Here is a 25,087-nt window from a genome sequence, read left to right on the forward strand (position 1 = left end):
CATCAGAAACAGCACATAAAAAAACAGGACGTCAGAAGGTACGACGCACCGTTAGCGCCACGTAGTCGCGGTCCGCCAGCGGATTGCCATCCGAGAACTCCGCATCACCGCCGGTTTGCAGCGGTGCGTAGTCCACAAACGGTTCAGCCTTGCCGAGGTAATGGGTGTAGTTCAGACCCATATTCCAGACGTTCAGGTACAGGGCATTCAGACCCGCCGTGACGGAACCTGCGCCTTTCGGGTCCCAGACGGTGACGGAGGAGTTACCGTTGATGCCATAACGCATCCCCACCGGCAGGCTGAGATCCACCCCGGCCAGCACCTGACGCCAGGATGGGCTGTACACAAACTGCAGCGCGGAAGCACCGCGGGTCACCGCGTGATCGACCTGTTCATCCGGGTCGTTGTAGGTCAGCACCCGGTTCCAGGCCAACTCACCCACCAGCGACGACTCTTGCGCCAGCCAGTTCGGGCCAAAACTCGCCAGCCACGACAGGTTCAGGTGTGCCGTGCGGCCACGGGCCATTTCCGGACGAGGGGCCAGACCTTCGGCATAAATAATGTTGTGGTTACGCAGCGGCATGTTGTTACGCACCGACGCCTCAACCGCCATGTTCACCACATCGAAGGTCTGGCTGGCACTGACACCAAAGGTGGTGATGTTTTCCGGGAAGGTGAAGAACCAGCGGCTGTTGGTTGGGTCCATCACGTTCAGCGCGCCATGCAGCTGGCCGGACTTGTCGTGATAACGGGCAAAGTAGAAACCGAGGTCGGTGTCTTCCAGCAACCAGCGCAGTTGCAGACCGTATTGGCCGCTATCTCGTGGTTTTTCGCTGTCTCCCGCAAGTAACACGTAAGGCGATTCAAACAGCTCAGTCTGGCTCGAACCCCAGGTCAGGTTACTGCTGGAGAAATAGGAACCCGCCGGTGGCAGACGGTCTTCTTCCCAACCAAACTGCACATAACCACCCAGCGATACATCAGCATCGAGCTGATACTGGGCCGACAGCTGGTTCACCGGACGAATGATTTCCTTGAACTGGGCATTGGGAGACGACACCAGCTTGTTGATATCGATCGGACCCTGAGCACGGGCGATGCCGTTATCACCAAAGAACAGGCTTTCGCCGTATTGCAGGGCATGACGACCCAGACGCGCACTCAGACGGCCTTCATCACCCACATCCCAGGCACCAAACACAAAGGCATCGAGGATTTCCTTGTCACCACCAGCCAGACGCTGGGCCTGATCGGGAAATTCGTTGACCGGACTCTGGCTGTTGGCGCTGTCTTCGGCATCAGAATCCTGCTGGTAAGCGGCGTCGTACCAAGCGGCACCGGACACCCGCAGGCCCATATCCCCCCGATACACCACATCCAGTTCCGACAGCAGATCGACCCGTTTCGACACAATGCCAGCATTGCGGAAGTTGTCGTCACCAGCGTTGAAGTTCTGGGCTTGCGGGAAGGCCGAGGCAGGCACACCCGGCACAATCAGACGGTAAGAGTCCACCAGACGTGGATCAGCATCCTCCAGGCGATACAGCACACTGCCTTTCAGAGTGTTATCAAAACGCACCGACACATCACTACTGCCAGTATCAATGGCCATGGCCTCAGAGCGTGGTGTAACCAGCACCGACGCCACCATCAGAAACGGCAGCAACGCAGGCACGGCCAGCAAACCGCGAGCACGACCGCCAGATACCGGCAACGACCAACCGGCAGGCAGATCACGATGATTCAGGCGGCTACCTGACCCGCCGTGCACACGGGCCAGAACAGACATTGTTCGGGAAGACGATTCAGAACCAGGAAGGGTCGAGCCAGGTGAGCCGTAAGCGGCTCCATACTGCTGAGCGGATGAATTCATGGACGCATTCTCGTGCTGATGGACTGTTGTTATTTTTGTAATCACCGCCGTAGCCGTGATGTCCATTTCAATATGCGTGAGCCTGAAACCGGCCAGTTAGTTAAATATTTCCATGCGAGGTATGGATAACCTTCATACCTCCGGCGCGCCATCTCTGTTAAATTGATAGCTCATAGGACACCGGGTTTAACATCGGGTCCGTCATACACCTCATCACAATAAAAAAAATCGAGGGTGACTTATGCGCTTCAAAGGGCTCGACCTCAACTTGTTGGTGGCGCTCGACGCCATGCTGGAAGAACGCAACATCAGCCGTGCGGCAGAACGCCTGTTTCTGACCCAATCGGCCATGAGTAACGCACTGTCGCGCCTGCGCGAGCACTTCAACGACAAACTGCTGCTGCAGTCTGGCCGCTCGCTGGAACTGACACCCCGCGCCCAAATGCTGGCGGGAGCCGTCAAAGACGTGCTGATGCGAATTGACTCCACCATCACCACCGCACCGGAATTTATACCGGCGGAATCCAACCGCACTTTCCGTTTGTACGTATCGGAATACACCACCGAAGTGCTGATGCCACACCTGCTCCAGCTATGCTGGGCAGAATCGCAGAGCATCGGTTTTGAACTCTTGCCCCAGATCGAAGACCCGGAACGTATGTTAGCCAGCGGCGAAGCCGACCTGCTGGTATTCCCCACCCCATATGTCGATGCGGTAAATCCGTCGGAGCCCCTTTACGACGATGACTACGTGTGTGTGGTCTGGGAAGGCAATCGCAACGTGGGCGCCGAACTGACGCTGGAACAGTACCTGGAAACCCCACACGTCATCGTCACCCGCCCCAACCACCAGAAAACCATGTTTGAAGGCTGGTTCCTGGAGCGTTACGGCGTTGCCCGCAACGTCGGCGTTATCACCTCCAACCTCGCCGCCCCCTGCAAACTGGTAATCGGCACCGGCCGCATCGCCACCGTGCACTCCCGCATCGCCAAACGTGCCGCCGAAACCCTGCCCATCCGACTGCTACCGCCACCACTCGATATCCCACCCATCCAGCAAGCCATGCAATGGCACGAATACCGCGACAACGACCCCGGCCTGCAATGGCTGTTAGGCAAGGTACGGCAAGCCGCCACCATGATGGATCAGAGATTGGGGTAACGGGCAAGGGGTACACAGGTATCACCATAGAAGCGTAGAAGCGTAGAAGCGTAGAAGCGTAGAAGCGTAGAAGCGTAGAAGCGTAGAAGCGTAGAAGCGTAGAAGCGTAGAAGCGTAGAAGCGTAGAAGCGTAGAAGCGTAGAAGCGTAGAAGCGTAGAAGCGTAGAAGCGTAGAAGCGTAGAAGCGTAGAAGCGTAGAAGCGTAGAAGCGTAGAAGCGTAGAAGCGTAGAAGCGTAGAAGCGTAGAAGCGTAGAAGCGTAGAAGCGTAGAAGCGTAGAAGCGTAGAAGCGTAGAAGCGTAGAAGCGTAGAAGCGTAGAAGCGTAGAAGCGTAGAAGCGTAGAAGCGTAGAAGCGTAGAAGCGTAGAAGCGTAGAAGCGTAGAAGCGTAGAAGCGTAGAAGCGTAGAAGCGTAGAAGCGTAGAAGCGTAGAAGCGTAGAAGCGTAGAAGCGTAGAAGCGTAGAAGCGTAGAAGCGTAGAAGCGTAGAAGCGTAGAAGCGTAGAAGCGTAGAAGCGTAGAAGCGTAGAAGCGTAGAAGCGTAGAAGCGTAGAAGCGTAGAAGCGTAGAAGCGTAGAAGCGTAGAAGCGTAGAAGCGTAGAAGCGTAGAAGCGTAGAAGCGTAGAAGCGTAGAAGCGTAGAAGCGTAGAAGCGTAGAAGCGTAGAAGCGTAATTTTGATCCTGATAGCCCCTACCAAACTGATGCAAATTGCATCATGTGTGGCACAGCGCTACACTCGACGAAACACGAACTCACAGGTAATCACCATGGCAACAACGAGCGTACGACTGGATCAGGGCCTTATTGATAAGGCCACCATTATGGCAAAAGCCTTAAACCGCACCTTGCCCAAGCAGATTGAGCACTGGGCCAAAATTGGTGAAATGATGGAAGACAATCCGGACTTGCCCTACGAATTTGTAAAACAAGCAATCATCGCACAGGCCGAAAAAGAAGCCGGAAAGCTGGAGACGTACGACTTTGGTTAAGGCCGCCTGCGTTTTACAAACCCCAACCTTCAGAAAGGCCGTCAAGAAACTGAATTCAGATCAGAAAAAGGATCTGGACGATGCAGTCAGAACCTTGATTGAAGAGCCATTACTCGGTGAGCAGAAGAAAGGCGATTTATCGTTTCTGCGAGTGTACAAGTTCAAAATGAGCAAACAGCTGACCCTGCTGGGATACAGCTTCATCGATGGCACCCTGACGCTTGAGCTCATGGCGCTCGGCACACACGAGAACTTCTACCGCGATGTAAAACGCGGGTTATAAGTTCTTTCTTGCCAACACAATCCACATACAGGACTCATGCCTGGCTATTGGTCAGAACAGCACCTGGCGGCAACCCGATTATTGATTGACGCCCTCCGCAAATTACTGGATGCCAGTAATGCTGTCGCCTTTCCCGTTGTGATTGTGGATGCCAAAGATGGCGCTCAACCGTTTTACGAAAAGTACGGTTTTACCGTATTCCAGCATGCAGAAAATCGGCTATTTATTACCATCGCCGATATTCGCGCCAGTTTGGGGTGAGGCCGCAAGCAGAGACGCAGATCACTGGGTTATCTGGCACCCATCCACATGGAATGGAGCCAAAAGGCACAACCTGATTGACGTCGTGATCCCCATATTGACTATGAGGATAGCTTGAATTTTTCCAAAACTTTTGCAGCTATTTTTCCTTGCCCGGCGATGGTATTTTCCGAATGTAGCACCGGAGATATCTCATCGTCCGGCTCCCACATCCCCCAACTGTCTTTAGCAGCGTCATACTCTAATTGGCTACTGCACAGGTATTCATCAAAAATTTTTGCATCGGATCTGTTCAAATATAGCTTCAGTTTATAACCAACTGAATGAAGCTCTTTAACAAGCCGCATGATCTCTTCTTCAGCTTCGCGAAGCCCAAGCCCTGACATGGAAAATCGTTCTTCGCATTCACTTTTCATATAATGATCAGCAATAAAATTTATGCGCGAGACGGTTTCAAAAAATAGCTCTTTAGCCCACAGCTCTTTATCCCATCGCCACTCTCTACGTTTTAATTGAAAAGGAAAAAATGAGTTTGTTAACCAAGCCCCTACCACTACGCCAAGAAGCGGTAGCCCCATGAAAGGAAGAAGATAGGCTGTAAAAAATTCCAAGAAATTATCCAAAGTCATGATTTCCTACTCGTAGCACTCCCTGCCATCATTTCTATCACCTCAAACACATGGTCAGCAGATTGGAGCAACTTTAGTGGGTATAATTTATACCCGGTTTCACGGTATATCAGGCACGCAAAGCAAGTAATTGCCAGACATCAACATCCCTCATTTCAAACCTTGGCGCTATCAGCCTCAGCCTCAGCCGCAACGGGCAAACTACCCGATCACAACAGGCAGCGTATTCATTCAAATACCCAAATGCCGGTTATTTGTCCAAAGTTGGAAGCATCCTTTCTGGCCCGAGCACCGTCAGCGCACTCTCAGACAGGTGCAAGATAAACAAACGCCATCCAACATGTACCGTTACCTGTACATCTCATCATTTTAAAACTACACTTGTCCGGTAAACAGTACAGGTAAACTACGATGCGAGTCGTCTCTTTTACAGAAGCCAGGAACAGTCTGAAAGCGGTGCTGGATGCCGTGGTGAATGACGCCGATACCACCATTATCACCCGACGCGATGCGGAGGATGCCGTGGTTATGTCGCTGGATCACTACAACAGCCTGATGGAAACCGTACACCTGCTGCGCTCGCCAGCCAATGCAGAGCGCTTGAATCAATCCATTGCTCAGTTCAAGGCAGGCAAAACAACGCAACGGGATCTGGTCGATGAGTAATCGGCTACTGTCCTGGACAGACATTGCCTGGGATGACTACTTGTACTGGCAAACCCAGGACAAAAAGACGCTGAAACGAATCAATAAACTCATCACCGATGTCAAACGCGCACCGTTTGAAGGTATCGGCAAACCGGAACCGCTTCGGGAGAATCTGGCCGGTTTCTGGTCACGTCGTATCGACGACACCAATCGATTGGTATATGCCGTCGACGACAGCGCTATCACGATTATTGCGTGCCGTTATCACTACGATTAAACCAGTAAGTAACTCACAAAATCGTTTCTGACAGGCCATTCATTCTGGATTCCTGAACGGCCCATCCACACCTGACAAGTCAACGTTTCACCATCAGGCTCCGGCTGGCGTTAGTGTACGTTCGGTGCTGTAAATAACCAGCGCCATTACCACCAGTATCAGGCTACCCACGGCGATCAGCTGGTACAGCCCACTCAGGTTGCCGGTGATTTGCTGAATGGCGCCGGCTAGCAGATTGCCGGAAGCCCCTCCCGCCCCAAATGCAACCATGCCCAAGCCGCTGATTTGCATGGCTGCTTTTGGCGAGTAGTGGTTGCCAACCCAACTGCCGATGACACCCCAAATCGGAAAGTACATCAGGCCATAACCCAACCCGGCCAGTAATGCCGCATTTGCCGGTGCGATGATCAACCCGAACATGCCAAGAGCAAACAGCAGCGTCATCAGCAACAAGGCAACCGCGTGCCCTTTGTGGTCAGCCAGTTTGCCCATGAGCAACCCGGATACCATTCCGGTCAGCCCTATCACCGTCCAGGTGTACCCCCCCAGATCAGCGGGCAAGGATTGTTCGGCAAACCAGGTATTTAGCCAGGTGGAGAAGGGGATGGTGGTGAGGCCAACCATAAACAACAGCCAGAATGCCCAGGCTGACGTACGCTCACACAAGACACTGAGCAATAAACGCCGCATGGGTAACGCGTCTGAAACCTGAGCACTACTCAGGGAATCCGACCGGGATTGCCCCTCAACAACGGCGGTTGCCGCCATTACCCGACGCAGCATCAACCAGGTCAGCAGCATACACATGCCGCCCGACAGCCCCGCCACCAGCCAACCCGCACGCCACCCCAGCCAAGGCACAATCACCAGAATCAGTAACCCGTTAATACTGTAACCCCATGCGGTGCCACTGGCGGCAATCGATAAACCGGTCGCCCGGCGTTGCGGTTGGCCATAACGACCAGATAGCTCAACGATAGCGCCCCAGCTGATGGCAGCCGTGAATGCCATAACCGCCAGCATCGCCAGGATGACCTCCGGTGCCTGTACCCACATCATCGAAAACAAGAGTGTTGTGGTAACGGCGGCGGTTGCTAACAGCACGGTGCCGCTATTGAGGCGGTGCATCATCGCCCCCAACAGCACAGCGCCCGACAAATAGGCAATCTGGGTCAGTGCACCAGCGCTGGCAAGGTGCCAATGGCTGAAGTTCACATCCCCCTGCATCAGCGGAACCATGGCCACAAAGAGAAAAAGGCCAAAACCATGGCTGATGATCTGGTTGATGGCAAACGTGGGTGTCATGGGCATAAACGCCTCCAGATTTCCGATTATTCGAATACACTACTTAACAACCCATACTGACGGGTTGTTTAATGGCCATAAATCGATAATTATTCAAATCTTCGTTCAACAAAATTGAAGGAATGCCTATGCGCGATTTGCCGATCTCCCTGCTGAGGACCTTCCTTCGGGTGGCGGATACCGCCAACCTCACCGAAGCAGCGCGCCAGCTGCACAAAGCACCGTCTACGGTGAGCATGCAACTCACTCGTCTGGAGGATCTGGTCGGACATCCGGTGCTGGAGCGCGGTCAATATGGCGTTCGCCTGACCAGCTCAGGCCAGCATCTGCTTAATCACGCCCAGCAACTGCTAAATCTGCACGACCAGATTGTGGGGGCACTGAAAAGCCCTCACCCGATTGGCAAAGTCCGGCTGGGAACCCACGACCAATACGCCAGCCGTACCCTGGCACCGATTCTGAAAGCCTTTGTGCAACGTTATCCGGATGCTGAGCTGGAGGTATTTTGTGACCATCGACCCGACCGGCTGGTGGATATGCTGGAGGGCGGCAAGCTGGATCTGGCATTGGTCGAAATGCTGGCGGGCACTGAGGGCGGTGTGCGACTCAAAAAGGATGATCTCGTCTGGGTGAGTGCCCATGAATATGAATACCCGACAGAGTCACCACTACCGTTGGCGGTATTTGATGAAGGCTGTTATCACCGTCGTTATGCCTGCCGGGCGCTCGACCGCGCCGACATTCCCTGGCGGATTGCCTTTACCAGCCAAAGCCGCGCCGGGGTTCTGGCTGCAGTCCGGGCCGGTATCGCGGTGGGAATCATTCCACGCCATACCGTCGAGCAGGATCTTCAGATTATCAGCACCGCCCTGCCATTATTACCCGATACCGAGATAGCCCTGTTCAGCGCCGCCCGCTTGAACGAAGTATCCGCCAGGCTCCAGCAAACGATCCTCGACAGCCAGCAGTTCGGAGAAAACCGTGAACGATGACCAGAAGCAGCCACGCTCAACCGCTCCGATCACCCTCTCTGCCCGTCTGGTGTGTCTGCTGATTACGGTGGTAACCATGGCGTTGGGGATCTGGACGATCATCGATGAATACGCGCCAGGACGTGCGACCCGCTTTGGTCAGACCGAGGCCATCACCGGCCCGGATACCGCGGGGTTCGGAATGATTCTGATGTTGCTCGGCTGTATGCCGCTGCTGGTTTTCTGCCGCAACGCACAGCAAGTCGCCTGGTTGGGTTCTGCACTGGGCGTGGCGCTGTTGGCGGTGATTTTTACAACCATCTATCTTTGATACATCCATTCAGCCGCTATTTCATATCACACCGAAACCGCGTCACATTCTGCCATTCTGACCGCATTCGATGCTCTGCCGCTCTGGCACAATCCGCTTATTAATCGCTCATATTGCCGTTCCGGCAGACATTGCCCCACAGAATCATAAGACAAGGAAGAAACATGACGACGGATAACAAGGTTGTGTCCATGGCAGGAACTCCGATCCTGACGTACCCGCAAGGCGAGCAGGCATGGCAAGTAGCCGCGGAAGAACTCTGCCTGGAAGAAATCTCGAATCATATCGAACGCCATATTGGCCCGATCAAAATGGTGTTCCACGAGATTATTTCCGACACCGTGCATATTGATGTTCACCACGTTGCGCCCAGCGACGAACGTCCATTCCATACCCTGATCACCTCGGGCATGAGCGACTTGCCTATGCAGGTACCAGACGGAGCACCGTCCAGCGGTTATATGGAATTGATGATCACCCTGCCCGCCGACTGGCAAATTTCGCAGGAAGCGTTTGAAGACGAACGCTGGTACTGGCCGGTCCGCGAACTCAAGTTTCTGGCGCGTTTCCCGCACAAGTTCAATACCTGGCTGGGCTGGGGCCACACCATTCCCAATGGTGATCCGGCAGAGCCGTTTGCCAACAACACAGCGCTGGCAGGCGTAATTTTGCTGCCGCCGATTTCAACGCCCGAAGCGTTCTGGGAGCTGCCAATCGACGCCAGTAAAAGCATTCAGTTCTTCAGCATCGTGCCGCTGTTCAAAGAGGAAATGGACCTGAAACTGCACAAGGGCAGCGATGCACTGCTCGATCGTTTCGATCAGCACAATATTGGTGAAGTGATTGATATCGGCCGCAAAAACGTCGCCCGAAAACGCTTCGGACTGTTCTGATCCAAACCCTGATGAACTAGCCCTGATGAACTAGCCCTGATGAACTAGCCCTGAAGCATAGTGCTCAGCTAGCGATCATAGCTCTGATCTGCTGGCCGTAAGGCGATACCACATAGCCGAGTGCAGCGATATTCAGCACCACCGTGCCCCAGAACACCCGTCGGAACGATTCCTTGCTGGTTTTGTGACGAAACAGCTGCTGGGCGATCAGAGCGCCCGGCCAGCCACCCAATAATGCCAGATTGTGCAGGGTGGCTTCGGGTGTACGGCGACTGCCATTCTGAGCGGAATGTTTGTCGATAAAATACAGAGCAAACAACGCCAGGCTGGCACCCGCATAGGTATACAACACCAGCATGGGCAACCAGCCCAACAGCGCCAGAACCGCTACCAGCCCGATAAAACCACCCGCGACCAGCAACGCCGTAAACGCCGGATGAGTACGTGCACCACCCCGATTCCCACTGTTTTTCACAGAAGAACGATTTTCAGAAGAACGCTGGCTTGCTGGACGGCTGGATGTTTTGCGAGGGTTACTGGATACAGATTTTACGGTCATGAAGGTGCCGGTCTGAAAAAGTGAAGACAGAACCCAGACGTACAACAACGCAGCTGAGATTCCAAAGCGTGCATCGTGGTTGAGACTCCGCTCAAACACCAGTGTATTTGCCAGGAATTCTCAAATACTCACCACTTATTCGTCATATTGCCACGAACGGCCGTTACAATAGCCGCCTCCCTATTTGCCATCACCCAACCATCGGAGTCTTTTCGTGCGCCCTTATTATGGAAAACAGGTCTGGATTATTGGTGCCAGCAGCGGTATCGGCGAAGCACTGGCACGTGAACTGGCCGCTCAGGGAGCACGACTGGTGTTATCCGCACGACGCCAGGACAAGCTGGACGATCTGAACGAAAGCCTCGGTGGTGGGCACCGGGTGTTCCCGCTGGATGCGGGTAATCCGCAATCACTGGTTGAAGCGGTGGCCGCCATTGAAGCCGCGGGAGAAACCCTGCACAGCATGATTTTTATGGCGGCGTATTACTCAGTCGATCAGCGCCACGGCAAGGACATCGCGTTCATCAACCGCATTATTTCGGTGAATCTTGGTGGTGCCTTTAACGCCGTACACGCGGTGACAGGGCTGTTCAAGCGTCAGCGTTTCGGCCAGATCGCCTTGTGTGCATCGGTCGCCGGTTATCGCGGCTTGCCTTACGGACAACCTTACTGCGCCACCAAGGCCGCCCTGATCAACTACGCGGAAAGCCTGAAAATCGAACTGGAAGACGACGGTATCGACGTCAAGGTGATCAATCCGGGGTTTGTCAAAACCCCGCTCACCGACAAGAACAAGTTCACCATGCCAATGATCATTCCGGCTGAGGAAGCCGCCCGGATTCTCGCCGACGAGCTGCTGAGCAAACGCTTTGAAATCCATTTTCCAAAGCGTTTTACCTGGCTGATGAAGGTGATTGATGTGTTACCACGCTGGGCCTATTTCCCGCTGGCGCGGTTTATGAAAAAGGCCCAGTAGAAACCGATTAAGCACGTGCGCCCCTCAGGCTTCACGGAAGAATACGGTTGCTCCCGAAGCCAACTGTTTGGCAGCGGCTTTTTCGGCCTGTTCTTTTACGCCACGGGTCTGCTGGTACATATCGAGGTTTTCGTAGTCTTCAACCGCTACCGGGGTAATGGCTTCATCACGGTAGGTGGTGCGATCAGGGCTTTTCCAGATACGGTTGGCTTCACTTAACAAGCGCTGGTTGGCGCGGGCAATGGTGTACACCGTGTTAACCAGACGCCACGCCATTTTCGGATAAAACAACAGCGGGTTTTCAATCGGCAAGCCAGGGCGACGTTCCAGCCGCGCCACATAACGGATCAGCCCCATATCGTAGGAACGAATGCCCGTCACCTTGCTGACCACACCAAATGCGGTCAGCAGGCGGGTCAGGGTCACCTTTTTGTTACTGCCAATCGCAAACGCCCGTCGAATCACCGTCACCATATGATCCGGGGTGTAATAACGATCCCACACCGCCTTGTAGAGACGATCCAGCTCGTCATCGGTCATTTTGGGGTGGTGAGTCACGCGGTGCGACAGGTCATACCGATTAAGGTCCGGGTCCATCCACTCACCGCTATCGGTCATCTGTTTATGGTCCATGGAGCCCGGCAGCGGGGTCAGAATCGAAGGATTCAGAATATCAATTGGCAGTTCACGCTTGATGATGTCGATGTCACGCAGCACCGAATCGTAGGTATCGTTCGGAAAACCGATGATATAGGCACCCCAGATCACCACCGGATAACGTTTCCACTCCAGCAGCATCTTGCGGTAATCGGTGATCTTGTTCTGGCGTTTCTGGATGGTTTTGAGGTTGTCGGCGTTGATGTTCTCAAGGCCGATAAACACCTGCTCAACCCCGGCGGCATAGGCCTTGTCGATAAAGCCCGGCAACCGGTGCGCCTGGGTATCCACCTGGATCAGGAAACGCAGGCGAATCCCTTCTTCCTTGCGGAGTTTGATCAGGCGATCAAACAGCGCTTCCCAGTTCTTGTTGCGGGCAAAGTCGTCGTCGGTGATAAATACCCGCTCATGGCCATTGGCCCAGGCCTGACGCGCCAGCGCTTCGAGATCATCCGCAGTGCGGGAACGACTGGTTCTGCCTTGCACGTTGATAATGCAACAGAACGAACAATGAAACGGGCAACCACGGCCAAGGTCGATGGTGCTGATATTGCCGAAGTTGCGTTTCACCAGCACATCCGGCAACACCGGGCGCGGCTGGTCTTCCAGCGTCACCATTTCCTTGCAGTAGTCGTACAGCGGTTTGAGCGAACGCGCCCAGGCGTCTTTGACGATGATGTCAAAACGTCCGGATTCAGCTTCACCAGCAAACAGGGAAATCCCCAGCTGCTGAGCTTCTTCCAGCTCCGGCGTCAATCGCCCCAGCACACTCAGCACACCACTGACGTGAAAGCCGCCAATACAGACCTGCACCCCACGTTTGGCGAACCGACGCGACACATCCATGGCACGGGGAAACTGGTTACTCTGCACACCCGCCATACACACCAGCATACGCTGACCGGCGCTTTCGACGCGTTCGATCAGCTCATCGATATTGAGGATGTCACAGGCTTCGTCGAAGGCCGATACGCGAATTTCCACCTCGCCACCGAGAATCCGCCGCGCAGCGGCATCCAGTGCCAGTCCGTTGAGGCAGGCCAGCGAATTGGATGGAATGGAGGAGCGAACCCACTGAATCGGATAACCATCGTCGTCGTAACGGGTGGGTTTGATCAGTAACAGGTGGAACACCTGATGATGGGGAGAAGCCGCTGGGCGCGTATCAATACGGCCATTGGCGGAGCCGGTGTTCAGGCGAAACACCTTGCTGAAATCGCTGATTTGCTGAAAAAAGCCCGCCCGACTGTTCTTGTTATTCATCTCCACTTCCTTGCGACGACTCAGGTAAGAATGATCACAAGTTAACCAGACTTTGTGAAAATTCCATCTGTGTCGCCACAAGAATTCGGGCCAACGGTAGCCCGCAGACAGCGTTCACCGGTTTTTAATCGCCACTGCGGACGTTCCGTCCGCCGCTGATTATCCAGCGGCGGAGTTATCAGCAGAGTCTTCAACCCGTTCCGCTGGCACGCCACCCAGTCGCTGATGCAACCAGGCCAACGCCAGCAGCGCCAGACCCAGGCCCATAAACGACGCCACTCGCCAGAGGCCGGTCAGGCCTGCCATATCAATCAGGAACAGCTTGGCGACCACCAGCAGCAACAAGGCCATACCAGCACGATACAAACCACGGCGCTGAACCCAGCTGCCGAGCACCAATGCCGCCGCCGCCATCAGCAGCCACACCACCGAATAGGTGTACAACTCACCATCCGAGGTGGAATGACTGAGGCTGACCGTACCATTCCACAGATGGCGAATTTCCAGTGACACAAACCACCAGAGATTCAGCCCGGCGGCCATCAAGGCGGTGCGGCCATGCGGCTTCGGCAGCACTCGGGCCAGCATCAGCATGATGACCGTCGGCACACCGTAACTGAGCAACAGCAGGTTGAGGATTGCTGTGTCACCAATCGGTGCGTAACTCCACAGCGGGTTTTCCGCCAGCATCAGCACAAACAGATACACCGCACTGGCAGCCGCCAGATGCAAGGTGCCAAGCCATTGATAGAACCGTGGCATATTGCTTGGCTGACCGGCACGCCAGAAATAGATAACAGCCGCAAAGCCCCAGATACCGACATCGAGACTGGCTTCGGTAAAACCGAAACCGTAGTGGAACACATCACCGTCATACAGCCAGTAACGTACTTCGGTTGCCAGGGTCAGCACCAGCAACTGCGCTGCCCCACCCTGCAACCACGGCTGCATCCGGGTTTCGGCACGCAGTACCCAGGCTGCCAGCGCGGTACAGACGGTGGCACCACCATAAGTCCAGAGCGACCAATGCGTGCTGCTGTCGTAGGTCAACAACCACGGATTCAGGGTCAGACGCGCCAGCACCAGCAACAGTACCGCCCGAATCACCCAGGCCAGCAGCGGAATGTCATAACGCTGATGCAGCCAGGCCAACGACACCAGTTGTGCGGCCAATGCCAGCGTCAGGGTAGCTTCGCTGAGCCAGATCACAGCGGTCAGCGCATACGCCATATGACCGGCGCTGATCAGAATCACACAGATCAGGGCCCGAGCACGCCCCACCGCTTCGCGCTCACCCAGCCACAGGTAACCGGAACCCAACACCAATGCAGCCAGCCCCCAGGCCAGATCGTGGCGGAAGTCCGGGAAAATGTAATAACTCACCGCCAGCAACAGCAGAGGTGTTGCAGCACCCAGGGCAGTCCAGAACGCCGGATAGGCCACACCAGCCCGCAGCAGCCAGACACACACCGGTACAAACAACGCCAGCAGAACAACAAAACGGCTGGCCAATGCGGTCTGGGTGTCGACATCCACAAAGGTCAGCAACAGCTGATCGCCAACCTCGGTTAACAGCGGATACACCGCCGCCGCCACCATTAATGGCAACATCAAGGCTGGCAGCGGGTTGAACTCGGCACGGCGACTGGCAATCAGTAGCAGCAACGCAGGCAGACCCAGCCAGGTGATATAACTGGCCGTCGCGACATGCTCCACCATCAAGGTGATGGTTTGCGCCCCCATAATCAGCAGCAAGGCGGGATACACCGGCCAGTCAGAAGCGTTGCGTCGGAACGCCTTCAGCCGCGACCACCAGCCAGCGTTTTGAACAGCGCCCGTCGCCAGCGCATCATCGAGATCTTCTTCGCTGTAGTCGGTGTCGTCGTGATAATCACTGCGCGCCAACAACAGCCAGTCGAACCGCGGCACCGCCAGCAACAGGTAGGCCAGCACCAGCAAATACAGTGAACGCACACCGTCATCCGGTGTGACATCAAAGGTAAAGACCCACCACACCAGACTGCCCAGAATCACACCGTTCAACAGCCAGCGCCGCTGCACATAGGCCAGCAGCCACAACGAGAACAGGGTCAGAATACTGATATACACCAGTGCGGCGGCGATGTTGCCGGAACCGGTATTCACCAGCACCGGCACCAGATACCCACCCAACATGCCCAGCGCTGCCAGAATAGGCCCTTGTTTGAGAGCCAGTGCCATGGTCGCAAACGACACCAGCGCCATCGCGGCAAACACCAGCGTGGGCGATGTATCGGGTATTAACCGGAACGCGGCTAACAGAGCGGAATACAGAATGATGCTGGCGCCACCGGCCAACGAAGCAAACACCGGGTTCTGACCCTTGTTACGACGCAGCCATTCCGCCGCACCGTGCAAGCCAACCCCGGCCAGCAACGACAACAGAACACGCGCTTCAGGCCCCAGCAGACCCTGTTCGATGGAGTAACGCACCATAAACACACCGGCGAGACCCACACAGATGCCACCCAGCCAGATCATCCAATGCTGACGGAAATTGTCGGCCAGACGGTCGAGCAGACCCGGCTCCTGCGGTTCAAATGCATATGGCGAACGTTTGGGTGGTTGCTGTGCCGAGTCCGCTTGGGCTGCCGAACGCTGAGCACCCGGAGGTGCATTCCAGAGAGCAGAATTGTCGTCTGACTGCCGCGCCTGTTCCGCCACCGGAATTGGCCCTCTCGGCATGTCATCAGCACGGATGCTGTAACCCGCTTCGGTCACGCGCTCGATGTTATCGTCGCGTTCAACCCGGGCGGCGATATCGTCCACTGCAAAACCGGGTTCAGGATCAACGGCGACAGCAGCCGGATTCACCGACCGGCTTTCACCGTCAGGCTGACTGGTCGCCACCGTATACGGAGCCGGTTTGGCCAGCGGACGCGCGCCTTCACGCATTTGCCGTTCCAGCAAGTCCACTCGCTCTTGCAGGCTTTTCACTTTGAAAAAAGCAATAAAGCCCATAATCGACGCCACCAGAATAAATAGTGGCAATAACACCAGCAGCGGAATCAGTTCATCCATCTACACCACCCCGGAAACAGGAAAGAATCGACGCGCTGTTGTTGTCGGGATCGCGCGCCAGCCCGCCATTGAACGGGATTCATTTTCGAAACAGAAGCATCAGCCCTGGAACAAGGCCCACTGTAGCCAATTTTTCATCCAGAATGCCGATTAGCTCTCAGAGCATTGTTGATAAAACAGTCGTCAGATATCCATAGACTCCCAAAGCGGCCAATAACCCCATATACGGCAGCTTCCGTATCTGAAAGGGTTTTTATCAATAAAAACTGCGGTATGGTTCTGGCATCGGCAAGGCTTACCAATTGTTAGGGACACTCTGAATAACTCTGCACAGCTCTGCGCGAGCGCTGCAGCGCGTGTGAGCAAGGCGACGAACGCAGCGAAATGACAAGTCCTTTTCAAGTTCGTCAACACCGCTCAAATGCGCTGCAGCCCGCGCCCTTCGGGGCTTTCGGGATGGCGATGACTCGGTGTCGCCGGTTTTTGACGTAGCCCGCTATGCCATCAAACCGGCTTCGTGATTCATCGCCATCCCGATAAGCCAGAGCGGGCACCGAGTTATTCAGAGGGTCCCTAGCTGCGTATTCAAAAATCAACTCGTACTACAAGGACTTACGATGGATCAGGTTGCTTTTTACCAAGCCAAACTGGCATACGAAACCGACTCATGGGATCTTTACGATGCCCTGCAGCGTGGCGAAGGTGTGGTGGTAGTGGACGCCCGTTCGCCCACCGCGTACAGCACCGAACACATTCCCGGAGCCATCAATTTTCCGCATCGCACCATGAATCCGGAAACCACCGCGCACATGGATAAATCCCTGCTGTATGTCACCTACTGTGATGGCATCGGCTGTAATGCCTCCACCAAAGGCGCACTCAAACTGTCAGAGCTGGGCTTCCGGGTAAAAGAATTACTCGGCGGCCTCGACTGGTGGCGTCGCGATGGTTATCCAACCGCCGGAGCCAACGCCCACTGCAGCACCGACGCACCCACCGGAGACTGTGGCTGTTAACAGACGGGCGTCGGGCGTCGTGTCCGATCTTGTGGGCATAAATGCCCACACTACAACAGAGCATCTATTTGCACCGATTTAACCCAGCGCAGCTGGCTGCAGTTAATTGCCCATCTGGGCGAGCCGGGATTCACCGCAACGGCCGACCCGGCCGGGGCATGGATGCCCCGCCAGACCCGTTGGCACAGGGATGTGCCAACGGGTCGGGGGCGAAACGCCGTTGTCGGGGAATACCGGGGAAACGAGCCCAGTCGGGCAAAAGCAGGGGGAGGCCCGCCCGGCCGGGGGACAAGGTCCCCAAGAGGGCAAGCGGCCTGGCCAATTAACAAGCCGAGTAGCAGCCAGATCCGATCGCAGCCCAGCCAGACGCCAGACGCCAGACGCCAGACGCCAGACGCCAGACGCCAGACGCCAGACGCCAGACGCCAGACAAAAAAATTACTCCACCCCGCTTTCCCCAAACACCCGCACAAACAGATGCTGCTCCGAACCCGGCGCTGGCACATACAACGCCGCTGGCCTGCCCTTACCGCCTGCCGGAATCCCGATACCAACCTCCTGCAACAAATCCGCATTCAGAATCCGGCGGCGAAAGGATTTTTTCTCCAACTCACTGCCCAGCAATAACTCAAATGCCTGCTGCAACTGACTGAGCGAAAACGGCTGCTGCAACACATGCAAAGGCAACACGGTATAAGCCGTCTTGTTTTTCAGACGCGCCCGCGCCAGCTCCACCAACTCGCGGTGATCAAACGCCAGCGCCAGGTTTTCGAGTTCATCCAGCGCCCACCAGCGGGCATCCACCACCGATTCCATAAACTCAGTCGTCGGAGCATAAGGAATCAGCGCCATATACAGGGTGGTTACCGACCAGCCACGCGGATCGCGTGTGGCGTTGCCAACGGTTTCAACCTGCTCCAGCAAGGGCGCATTCACGCCGGTTTTGGCCAGCAACTTGCGCCGCGCGGTAGCGGCAATATCGGCATCCGCACTCAAATCCACATAACCGCCGGGTAGCGCCCAGTGGTTCACAAACGGGTGTTCGGCGCGTTGCACCAGCAGGATTTTCAGTACACCGTCGTGCAGCGTAAAGATGGCCACATCCACCGAAAACAGCGGACGTGGATAATGTTCAGGCCGATAGGCCGCCAGATATTCCTGTTCGGTTTGAATGGTCATAACAGCGTGGTGGTCCTGATGAGACGTGGTCGTTATAAAAATGGCAGCCGGTTTGACAATAGTGGCTTTACGCCAATAATATTCAGCCAGCGATTGAAACACAATCACTCCGGCTGGATCGACCGACCGGATATCCCCCACGGCAAGGAGCTTGCTGTATGCAGCGTGAATTTGATTTTGCAGTGTTTATCGGGCGTTTTCAGCCATTCCACAGCGGTCACCTCAAGGTGGTACAAACCGGACTGGCCCAGGCTGACCAGCTGATTATCCTGATCGGTTCGGCCTGGCAGGCGCGTAACCCGCACAATCCCTGGAACCACAGCGAACGCGAACAGATGATTCGCGCCAACCTGTCGGCGGAAGATAATCAACGCCTGATCTGCCTGCCGTTAATGGACGTTCCGTACAACGATGAACTCTGGGTTCGTAACGTGCAGACCACCGTATCGGGACTGGTCACTGCCCACTACACCACCCCGCACAAACCGGCACGCATCGCCCTGATTGGCCACCAGAAGGACCAGAGCGGTTTTTACCTGAACCTGTTTCCCCACTGGAAAAGTATCGGTGTCGATAACGTACGCAATATCAGCGCCACCCCGATTCGTGAACAGTTTTTCAGCCCCGCCCCGGCCGACAGCAACCATGGTCTGGAGCCGTATCGCGATCAGAATATTCTGCCCGCCGGTACACTCGACTGGTTGCAGCAATTTGCCGCAACGTCATCCGGCTACCCGCAGATTTGTGAAGAAATAGCCTTCGTAAAACGCTATCGCCAGGCCTGGGAAGCCGCGCCCTACGCACCAACCTTCGTCACCGTGGATGCCGTGTTAATCCAGTCCGGCCATATCCTGCTGGTGGAACGTAAAGCCAATCCCGGCAAGGGGTTATGGGCATTACCGGGTGGCTTTGTGGATCAAAACGAACGCCTGCTCGACGCCTGCCTGCGCGAATTACGCGAGGAAACCCGCCTGAAAGTGCCAGCCCCTGTATTAAAAGGCTCGATCAAACGCCAGAACGTCTACGACGACCCGTTCCGCTCCGCCCGAGGCCGCACCATCACCCACGCCTTTTACATCGAACTGGAACCGAATCAGACCCTGCCCAAAGTAAAAGGCAGCGACGACGCCCGCCAGGCACGCTGGGTACCGCTGGGCGACATCCGCCCGCAAGACATGTTTGAAGACCACTACTCCATTATTCAGGACATGCTCGGCAGCCACTGAATCACGTCGGGTGTCGGGCGTCGGACGTCGGACGTCGGACGTCGGACGTCGGACGTCGGACGTCGGACGTCGGGCGTCGGGCGTCGGGCGTCGGGCGTCGGGTCCGATCTTGTGGGCATAAATGCCCACACTACAACAGAGCATCTATTCACACCGATTTAACCCACCGAAGGTGGCTACCAATTGCCCATCTGGGCGAGCCGGGATTCACCGCAACGGCCGACCCGGCCGGGGCATGGATGCCCCGCAAGGCCCGTTGGCACAGGGATGTGCCATCGGGCCGGGGTCGAAACGCCGTTGTCGGTGAAAACCGGAGGCACGAGCCCAGTCGGGCAAAAGCAGGGGGNAGGCACGAGCCCAGTCGGGCAAAAGCAGGGGGAGGCCCGCCCGGCCGGGGGACAAGGTCCCCCAAGAGGGCAAGCAGCCTGGCCAGACGAACAGTATCAATCAACACGGCCTTCACCCAGCGCAGCTGGCTACGGAATGCCCATCCGGGCGAGCCGGAATTCACCGCAACGGCCGACCCGGCCGGGGCAAGCAGCCTGGCTAATTAACAAACCGAGCAGCTTGTTCTGCCATCCGATGCGGAAACAAAGAGTAAAAATACCAACGGATGCCTAACCAATCGGCACTATGAACCAGTTCCGGATTTTTTGATTGCCAACATAGTGGCACTAAGCCACTATGTAACCACAGACAACGGGAACCGTTATCTGACATGCAAGGCAACACCCAACGCAGCGCCGGACAGACCAGCGCTGTTATGCCCACGACAGGAGGAACTCCGTCATGCTCAACCTGATTCTGAATACCGATTCCTACAAAACCTCCCACTACTGCCAGTACCCGACCGGCACCCAGTACGTATCCAGTTACATCGAATCCCGCGGTGGCGAATTTGCCGACACCCTGGTGTTCGGGCTGCAAGCCTTTATCCGCCAGTATCTGTGCCGTCCGATCAGCATGGATGACATCAACGAAGCCGATGCCATCCTCAGCGCCCACGGCGTACCGTTTAATCGCGCCGGTTGGGAATACATTCTGAACAGCCACAAAGGCTTTCTGCCGATCGAAATTCAGGCAGTAGCCGAAGGCACCCTGCTGCCCACTGGCAACGTGATGGTTCAGGTGATCAACACCGATCCGGCCTGTGCCTGGCTTACCAGTTATGTTGAAACCGCGCTGTTGCGCGCCATCTGGTACCCAACCACCGTTGCCACCCTGTCGTACCAATGCAAACAGGTGATTGGCCGTTATCTGCAAAAAACCGCCAACAACCTCGACGGCTTGCCATTCAAACTGCACGATTTTGGCGCTCGTGGTGCCAGCTCGGAAGAAACCGCAGCCCTGGGCGGCGCTGCGCACCTGATCAACTTTATGGGCACCGACACCCTCTCCGGGATTGTGGCAGCACGGCGTTATTACAGAGCCAATATGCCGGGTTTTTCGATTCCGGCGGCGGAACACAGCACCATCACCAGCTGGGGCAAAAACGGCGAGTCCGCCGCCTACGCCAATATGCTGCAACAGTTCGGAGGCGCCGGACGACTCGTTGCGGTGGTTAGTGATTCCTACGATCTCTGGAATGCCATCAACCGCATCTGGGGTGACGAATTAAAAGAACAGGTCGAAACCATGGGCGGCACCCTGGTGGTACGCCCCGACTCCGGCAACCCGCTGGAAGTTGTGCCACAAGCACTGGAAAACCTGATGGACAAGTTCGGCTATCACACCAACAGCAAGGGCTACCGGGTATTACCCGACTGCATCCGCCTGATTCAGGGCGACGGTGTCAGCCTGCGTTCCATCGAAGCCATATTGGCCGCACTGGAAGCACGAGGCATCAGTGCCGACAACCTTGCGTTTGGTATGGGCGGTGAATTACTGCAGAAAGTGAACCGCGACACCCAGAAATTCGCCATGAAAGCCTCAGCGATTTGTGTGCAGGGCGAATGGCGCGACATCAGTAAAGACCCGATAACCGACCCCGGTAAACGCTCCAAACGCGGCCGTCTGGCGCTGATCCGCAGCAACGGTCAGTACCAGACCATTCGCGAAGACCAGCTCGGCCTGCAGCCCAACCTGCTGGTGCCGGTATTCCGCAACGGCGAATTACTGGTGCAATACTCGTTTGACGAGATCCGCGCCCGCGCCGGGCGCCAGGCCATTTAACCGCTTCACTGAACACCAGACCTGAACACCAGCCTCAAACCGCGCAGTCCCATCCGCCGATGGGACTGCGTTTTTTAAGCCAGCCAACCCGCCACCACCTGCATACCTCCCGAACACCTCACCCCCAGACACCCCATAACCGCAACACTGCGATCCATCCATACCCGCCGGATTGGCGATATTGGTCGCGGCCAGTCCGGCCCAACGCTGGCAAAAGCGGTATAAGATGGCTCAAAGTCACCTGCATGGGCCTGTTTGGGCCCATTTATTTCACAGGGAGAATCCAACGTGACAACCACAACCAGGCAATCATTCTGGCCAGGGCTGAACCTGCAGATCCTCATCGCTGCGGTGCTGGGTCTGGCGCTGGGCTATTGGCTGAACGGCGTCGACCCGCAAGCGGCCAGCCGCGTCAACATTCTCTACGGTGCCGGGCTGATCGCCACACTGTTTATCGACCTGCTGAAGATGGTGCTGATTCCACTGGTGTTTACCTCCATTGTGGTCGGTGTCGCCAGCCTGCAAGCACACCAGCAAGCAGGCAAGGTCTGGAAAATCACCCTCGGCTTTTTTGTGCTGACCAGCGCCATCGCCATGTTGCTGGCACTGGTCGCCACGGGCATCGTGCGCCCCGGTGACGGCATGGGGCTGGATCTGTTCAAGGACAGCATGCAGAACTTCAAGGCCACCAGCATGCCGGGCACCGAGATTCTGGCGGGCTTTCTGCACAGCCTGTTTATGAACCCGATCACCGCCCTCGCGGAAGGCAAAATCCTGCCGGTAGTGATGTTTGCGTTATTCCTGGGAGTGGCGCTGGTACAAGCCGGAGGCCGTCATCCTCGGGTGATTGAACTGTTACAAGAACTGCTCGACCTGCTGATGCGTATGATCGGCTGGATCATGAAACTCGCCCCGCTGGGGATTCTGGCCTTGCTGGTACGGTTAATGGCGACCCAGAACATGGATCTGCTGGCCACCATGGCGACCTTTATTGTGCTGGTATTTGCCATCACCATCGCCCACGGCGCGGTGGTACTGCCAGGCCTGATGTGGATGTTCACCCGCCGATCACCGCTGTGGTTATGGCGTGGTGCGCGCCCGGCGCTGATCACCGCTTTCGCCACCAGCTCAAGCTCCGCCACCCTGCCGATCAGCCTGCAATGTGCGGAACAGAACCTTGGTGTACGCAAGGAGATCGCCGGATTTGTGCTGCCGCTGGGCGCGACCATGAACATGGACGGCACCGCCCTGTATGAAGCCTCCGCCGCCCTGTTTATCGCCTACCTGATGGGCCTCGACCTCTCGGTCGGCCAGCAACTGATTGTGATGGCTACCGCCATGGTCGCTTCCATGGGCGCACCCGGCATCCCGAGTGCAGGCATGGTCACCATGGTGATGGTGCTGCAATCCGTTGGCCTGCCCGCCGAAGCCATCGCCATCCTGCTGCCCATCGACCGTATCCTCGACACCATCCGTACCGCAGTTAACGTTGAAGGCGATATTGTCGCCAGCGTGGTAGTGAATCACCGAATGGGGTAACAGAAACGACAGAGCCTCCAATGGAGGCTCTGACAACATCAACGTTGCAGCAACAAAATACTCAGTCAGCCACTGCCGACCGATTGATCACAATCTGCTCGAATTTCAGATGGTGCATAAACTCCCGGAAAATCAGCAACTGCGCATAAAACGTCGGAGATACATCGGTTTCATCGGCGCGCGGCGGCCGCCCCACGGCAATTTCGGCGTAACGCCCGAACAGACGCTCCAGCGTATCCCGCCCCAGACGAATTTGCGGCTCATCCGGGCAACCACACAGCAGCGCAATCCTGCGAATAAAACCCACCTCGGTCACCAACTCGGCATTCAGCGCCGGAATCCGCTTCACCACTTTTTCGATCTCGTCCTCGATGTAATTGATCGCGTATTCGATGTCATCGTAGTTCGGTGGCGTATGACGGAAATAACGACTGGCGACCAACTCATAACCCACCGGCAACGAAATCGAAAGGCCATCAGCCTCCAAGTGAAACAACGACGTGGTCTGGTCAATGGTCAGGAAGACCGGCAGTAACGACGGCTGAACGCTGGAGCTTACGGGGGTATCGACCGGGAGTGGCATATGGAATCCTCTGGCACATGGCAACGTGCACTGGCAGACAGCGAATGCCCTTTATTGTCCGCTAAAACCGACGAGCAAAACACTCGGCCGCATCATGCTCCTACGCCCGGATCAGAATAACCAGCAGGCAAACCAGTGGAAATACAGCCCCTGCCGTTGCAACCGCGACTGCCATGGTTCGGCGAGTACCGGAGCCTATCCGACGACGCCAGAACGCGATGGCGGCAGCCAACCATGCTGCGGGCGAGGAATAAAAAAGAAACGCGATCATATTCCAACCCCGGCCCCAGCTTTCACCAGAGGGCTGCAGAAACAGCAACGCCACATAGAGCAGAGCGACCACAAGCGTTGCAGCCAGTAACCAGATATCCCTCATACCCTTCTCTCTACTCGGCACTGCCGCATCACCTGTTTTATCCGGGCAGCGGTTATGGAAAAAACATTGAGCAGCGGCGTGAAGTTGGCTAACCGGTGTTGTAAAGGTGTCGGGAATTAACTCGATCGGGATAAAAAACCAGCGAATATGCGGATTTTCTTGTTCCAGTCGAGTCCAGACTTCCGGTGTCTCGACCATAAAACAGACGGTGTCACCATCAAAAACATCATGCACATAACGAATGGCAAGACGCTCTCCACACAGGCCCTGTAACGCCATCAGCATGGCATGCTGGGCAGATACCGAATCACCGGTTTGTAATGGAACCATCTGCACGCCATCAGAAAGCGTCTTTTCGCCAGCACAGCTCAGCAATTGCAGATTCAACGGCAGGCGAAAATCAGAAGCCGCCGCCCGAAAAGCGCACAAAACATCGTTTTCTGCGTCACGCCAGTCGACGGTTATACAGTGAGAGTAATCCGACAGTGCATCTACCGGAAACTCGCGGCTGTCAGTGCTGATAATTTGCCGATACAAATCCATATGGGGCCTTTATTGTTTTATAACCGAGACTTCAACACGGCAACCAAACTAACACCGATTTCACCCAGCGCAGCTGGCTGCACAATGCTCATCTGGACGAGCCAGGATTCACCGCAACGGCCAACCCAGCCGGGGCAAACAGCCTCTCGACAGCAGCCGGACGTCGTATGACGCCTTCGGCTTTTACGACCTACATACAGCACCCAAACTAACACCGATTTCGCCCAGCGCAGCTGGCTGCACAATGCTCATCTGGACGAGCCAGGATTCACCGCAAAGGCCGATCCAGCCGGGGCATGGAGCCCCGCAAGGCCCGTT

The 25,087-nt window shown here is 55.9% G+C and carries 23 protein-coding genes; 14 read left to right on the top strand and 9 right to left on the bottom strand.

Translation table 11 applies throughout. The features are described 5' to 3' along the window. Nucleotides 1-31: 31 nt before the first annotated feature. On the bottom strand, nucleotides 32-1,873 hold the full coding sequence (locus OUO13_RS02465; RefSeq protein WP_283172261.1) for a DUF1302 domain-containing protein: 1,842 nt from the start codon (nucleotides 1,871-1,873) through the stop codon (nucleotides 32-34). A gap of 241 nt (nucleotides 1,874-2,114) precedes the next feature. On the opposite strand from OUO13_RS02465, the gene OUO13_RS02470 reads away from it, so the two are divergent. The 4 genes from OUO13_RS02470 (at nucleotide 2,115) to OUO13_RS02485 (ending at nucleotide 4,566) form a co-directional block, all read left to right on the top strand. Further along, nucleotides 2,115-3,035 (top strand): LysR family transcriptional regulator, encoded by a 921-nt coding sequence (locus OUO13_RS02470; RefSeq protein ID WP_283172262.1) that lies wholly within the window; start codon nucleotides 2,115-2,117, stop codon nucleotides 3,033-3,035. Between the two features lie 765 nt (nucleotides 3,036-3,800). Beyond that, complete coding sequence (locus OUO13_RS02475) at nucleotides 3,801-4,022, top strand: TA system antitoxin ParD family protein (RefSeq protein ID WP_283172263.1); 222 nt, start codon at nucleotides 3,801-3,803, stop codon at nucleotides 4,020-4,022. Continuing rightward, a complete protein-coding gene (locus OUO13_RS02480; protein WP_283172264.1) occupies nucleotides 4,015-4,305 on the top strand; it encodes a type II toxin-antitoxin system RelE/ParE family toxin in 291 nt (96 codons plus the stop codon). The genes OUO13_RS02475 and OUO13_RS02480 overlap by 8 nt, the downstream gene beginning before the upstream one ends. A gap of 81 nt (nucleotides 4,306-4,386) precedes the next feature. Continuing rightward, nucleotides 4,387-4,566, top strand: a complete 180-nt coding sequence (locus tag OUO13_RS02485; RefSeq protein ID WP_428982311.1) for a hypothetical protein — start codon at nucleotides 4,387-4,389, stop codon at nucleotides 4,564-4,566. A 101-nt stretch (nucleotides 4,567-4,667) separates the two neighbouring features. On the opposite strand, the gene OUO13_RS02490 is transcribed toward OUO13_RS02485, so the two are convergent. Then, complete coding sequence (locus tag OUO13_RS02490) at nucleotides 4,668-5,195, bottom strand: hypothetical protein (RefSeq protein ID WP_283172265.1); 528 nt, start codon at nucleotides 5,193-5,195, stop codon at nucleotides 4,668-4,670. Between the two features lie 411 nt (nucleotides 5,196-5,606). On the opposite strand from OUO13_RS02490, the gene OUO13_RS02495 reads away from it, so the two are divergent. Beyond that, nucleotides 5,607-5,861, top strand: a complete 255-nt coding sequence (locus OUO13_RS02495) for a type II toxin-antitoxin system Phd/YefM family antitoxin (protein ID WP_283172266.1) — start codon at nucleotides 5,607-5,609, stop codon at nucleotides 5,859-5,861. Further along, nucleotides 5,854-6,120, top strand: a complete 267-nt coding sequence (locus OUO13_RS02500; RefSeq protein ID WP_283172267.1) for a Txe/YoeB family addiction module toxin — start codon at nucleotides 5,854-5,856, stop codon at nucleotides 6,118-6,120. Before OUO13_RS02495 ends, OUO13_RS02500 begins: the two co-directional genes overlap by 8 nt. A 93-nt stretch (nucleotides 6,121-6,213) precedes the next feature. Here OUO13_RS02500 and OUO13_RS02505 read toward each other — a convergent pair whose 3' ends face one another. Next, the gene (locus tag OUO13_RS02505; protein ID WP_283172268.1) at nucleotides 6,214-7,431 is read right to left on the bottom strand and encodes an MFS transporter; all 1,218 of its coding nucleotides are present in this window, start codon (nucleotides 7,429-7,431) and stop codon (nucleotides 6,214-6,216) included. 122 nt (nucleotides 7,432-7,553) lie between these two features. Between OUO13_RS02505 and OUO13_RS02510 the strand changes: the two genes are divergently transcribed. The 3 genes from OUO13_RS02510 to OUO13_RS02520 all read left to right on the top strand — a co-directional run bounded on the left by OUO13_RS02510 (nucleotide 7,554) and on the right by OUO13_RS02520 (nucleotide 9,620). Beyond that, nucleotides 7,554-8,417 (top strand): LysR family transcriptional regulator, encoded by an 864-nt coding sequence (locus OUO13_RS02510; protein ID WP_283172269.1) that lies wholly within the window; start codon nucleotides 7,554-7,556, stop codon nucleotides 8,415-8,417. Continuing rightward, on the top strand, nucleotides 8,407-8,727 hold the full coding sequence (locus OUO13_RS02515; RefSeq protein ID WP_283172270.1) for a hypothetical protein: 321 nt from the start codon (nucleotides 8,407-8,409) through the stop codon (nucleotides 8,725-8,727). The genes OUO13_RS02510 and OUO13_RS02515 overlap by 11 nt, the downstream gene beginning before the upstream one ends. Before the next feature lie 164 nt (nucleotides 8,728-8,891). Then, nucleotides 8,892-9,620, top strand: a complete 729-nt coding sequence (locus tag OUO13_RS02520; protein WP_283172271.1) for a suppressor of fused domain protein — start codon at nucleotides 8,892-8,894, stop codon at nucleotides 9,618-9,620. A gap of 64 nt (nucleotides 9,621-9,684) precedes the next feature. Here OUO13_RS02520 and OUO13_RS02525 read toward each other — a convergent pair whose 3' ends face one another. Next, nucleotides 9,685-10,179, bottom strand: a complete 495-nt coding sequence (locus OUO13_RS02525; protein ID WP_283172272.1) for a DUF1294 domain-containing protein — start codon at nucleotides 10,177-10,179, stop codon at nucleotides 9,685-9,687. Nucleotides 10,180-10,393: 214 nt separating this feature from the next. On the opposite strand from OUO13_RS02525, the gene OUO13_RS02530 reads away from it, so the two are divergent. Continuing rightward, nucleotides 10,394-11,155: an SDR family NAD(P)-dependent oxidoreductase gene (locus tag OUO13_RS02530; protein WP_283172273.1), complete on the top strand. Its 762-nt coding sequence runs from the start codon at nucleotides 10,394-10,396 to the stop codon at nucleotides 11,153-11,155. Nucleotides 11,156-11,179: 24 nt separating this feature from the next. On the opposite strand, the gene OUO13_RS02535 is transcribed toward OUO13_RS02530, so the two are convergent. Together OUO13_RS02535 and OUO13_RS02540 are read right to left on the bottom strand one after the other, a co-directional pair. Further along, nucleotides 11,180-13,075: a B12-binding domain-containing radical SAM protein gene (locus tag OUO13_RS02535; RefSeq protein ID WP_283172274.1), complete on the bottom strand. Its 1,896-nt coding sequence runs from the start codon at nucleotides 13,073-13,075 to the stop codon at nucleotides 11,180-11,182. A gap of 159 nt (nucleotides 13,076-13,234) precedes the next feature. After that, a complete protein-coding gene (locus tag OUO13_RS02540; RefSeq protein WP_283172275.1) occupies nucleotides 13,235-16,135 on the bottom strand; it encodes a DUF2339 domain-containing protein in 2,901 nt (966 codons plus the stop codon). 617 nt (nucleotides 16,136-16,752) lie between these two features. Here OUO13_RS02540 and OUO13_RS02545 point away from each other — a divergent pair. Continuing rightward, complete coding sequence (locus OUO13_RS02545) at nucleotides 16,753-17,151, top strand: rhodanese-like domain-containing protein (protein ID WP_283172276.1); 399 nt, start codon at nucleotides 16,753-16,755, stop codon at nucleotides 17,149-17,151. A gap of 438 nt (nucleotides 17,152-17,589) precedes the next feature. On the opposite strand, the gene OUO13_RS02550 is transcribed toward OUO13_RS02545, so the two are convergent. Continuing rightward, on the bottom strand, nucleotides 17,590-18,330 hold the full coding sequence (locus OUO13_RS02550; protein ID WP_283172277.1) for an NUDIX domain-containing protein: 741 nt from the start codon (nucleotides 18,328-18,330) through the stop codon (nucleotides 17,590-17,592). A gap of 158 nt (nucleotides 18,331-18,488) precedes the next feature. Here OUO13_RS02550 and OUO13_RS02555 point away from each other — a divergent pair, with 158 nt between their 5' ends. The 3 genes from OUO13_RS02555 to OUO13_RS02565 all read left to right on the top strand — a co-directional run bounded on the left by OUO13_RS02555 (nucleotide 18,489) and on the right by OUO13_RS02565 (nucleotide 23,267). Next, nucleotides 18,489-19,556: a bifunctional nicotinamide-nucleotide adenylyltransferase/Nudix hydroxylase gene (locus OUO13_RS02555; RefSeq protein WP_283172278.1), complete on the top strand. Its 1,068-nt coding sequence runs from the start codon at nucleotides 18,489-18,491 to the stop codon at nucleotides 19,554-19,556. Nucleotides 19,557-20,345: 789 nt separating this feature from the next. Beyond that, complete coding sequence (locus OUO13_RS02560) at nucleotides 20,346-21,728, top strand: nicotinate phosphoribosyltransferase (protein WP_283172279.1); 1,383 nt, start codon at nucleotides 20,346-20,348, stop codon at nucleotides 21,726-21,728. A 288-nt stretch (nucleotides 21,729-22,016) separates the two neighbouring features. Then, complete coding sequence (locus OUO13_RS02565; protein WP_283172280.1) at nucleotides 22,017-23,267, top strand: dicarboxylate/amino acid:cation symporter; 1,251 nt, start codon at nucleotides 22,017-22,019, stop codon at nucleotides 23,265-23,267. Between the two features lie 61 nt (nucleotides 23,268-23,328). Here the strand turns inward: OUO13_RS02565 and OUO13_RS02570 are convergent, their stop codons facing one another. Then, complete coding sequence (locus OUO13_RS02570; protein WP_283172281.1) at nucleotides 23,329-23,850, bottom strand: hypothetical protein; 522 nt, start codon at nucleotides 23,848-23,850, stop codon at nucleotides 23,329-23,331. 100 nt (nucleotides 23,851-23,950) lie between these two features. Beyond that, nucleotides 23,951-24,613 carry a hypothetical protein gene (locus OUO13_RS02575; RefSeq protein ID WP_283172282.1) on the bottom strand — a complete coding sequence of 221 codons (663 nt, stop codon included), beginning with the start codon at nucleotides 24,611-24,613 and terminating at the stop codon, nucleotides 23,951-23,953. Nucleotides 24,614-25,087: the final 474 nt, after the last annotated feature.

Source organism: Parathalassolituus penaei (genome assembly GCF_026626885.1).
GTDB classification, from domain to species: Bacteria; Pseudomonadota; Gammaproteobacteria; order Pseudomonadales; family Oceanobacteraceae; genus Oceanobacter; species Oceanobacter penaei.

What these genes read in the sequence shown, in the direction of transcription:
- OUO13_RS02490 (WP_283172265.1), bottom strand. Translation starts at nt 5,195, where the DNA reads ATGACTTTGGATAATTTCTTGGAATTTTTTACAGCCTATCTTCTTCCT.
- OUO13_RS02550 (WP_283172277.1), bottom strand. Translation starts at nt 18,330, where the DNA reads ATGACCATTCAAACCGAACAGGAATATCTGGCGGCCTATCGGCCTGAA.
- OUO13_RS02560 (WP_283172279.1), top strand. Translation starts at nt 20,346, where the DNA reads ATGCTCAACCTGATTCTGAATACCGATTCCTACAAAACCTCCCACTAC.
- OUO13_RS02475 (WP_283172263.1), top strand. Translation starts at nt 3,801, where the DNA reads ATGGCAACAACGAGCGTACGACTGGATCAGGGCCTTATTGATAAGGCC.
- OUO13_RS02520 (WP_283172271.1), top strand. Translation starts at nt 8,892, where the DNA reads ATGACGACGGATAACAAGGTTGTGTCCATGGCAGGAACTCCGATCCTG.
- OUO13_RS02545 (WP_283172276.1), top strand. Translation starts at nt 16,753, where the DNA reads ATGGATCAGGTTGCTTTTTACCAAGCCAAACTGGCATACGAAACCGAC.
- OUO13_RS02525 (WP_283172272.1), bottom strand. Translation starts at nt 10,179, where the DNA reads ATGACCGTAAAATCTGTATCCAGTAACCCTCGCAAAACATCCAGCCGT.
- OUO13_RS02470 (WP_283172262.1), top strand. Translation starts at nt 2,115, where the DNA reads ATGCGCTTCAAAGGGCTCGACCTCAACTTGTTGGTGGCGCTCGACGCC.
- OUO13_RS02465 (WP_283172261.1), bottom strand. Translation starts at nt 1,873, where the DNA reads ATGAATTCATCCGCTCAGCAGTATGGAGCCGCTTACGGCTCACCTGGC.
- OUO13_RS02500 (WP_283172267.1), top strand. Translation starts at nt 5,854, where the DNA reads ATGAGTAATCGGCTACTGTCCTGGACAGACATTGCCTGGGATGACTAC.
- OUO13_RS02535 (WP_283172274.1), bottom strand. Translation starts at nt 13,075, where the DNA reads ATGAATAACAAGAACAGTCGGGCGGGCTTTTTTCAGCAAATCAGCGAT.
- OUO13_RS02570 (WP_283172281.1), bottom strand. Translation starts at nt 23,850, where the DNA reads ATGCCACTCCCGGTCGATACCCCCGTAAGCTCCAGCGTTCAGCCGTCG.
- OUO13_RS02510 (WP_283172269.1), top strand. Translation starts at nt 7,554, where the DNA reads ATGCGCGATTTGCCGATCTCCCTGCTGAGGACCTTCCTTCGGGTGGCG.
- OUO13_RS02540 (WP_283172275.1), bottom strand. Translation starts at nt 16,135, where the DNA reads ATGGATGAACTGATTCCGCTGCTGGTGTTATTGCCACTATTTATTCTG.
- OUO13_RS02555 (WP_283172278.1), top strand. Translation starts at nt 18,489, where the DNA reads ATGCAGCGTGAATTTGATTTTGCAGTGTTTATCGGGCGTTTTCAGCCA.
- OUO13_RS02505 (WP_283172268.1), bottom strand. Translation starts at nt 7,431, where the DNA reads ATGCCCATGACACCCACGTTTGCCATCAACCAGATCATCAGCCATGGT.
- OUO13_RS02495 (WP_283172266.1), top strand. Translation starts at nt 5,607, where the DNA reads ATGCGAGTCGTCTCTTTTACAGAAGCCAGGAACAGTCTGAAAGCGGTG.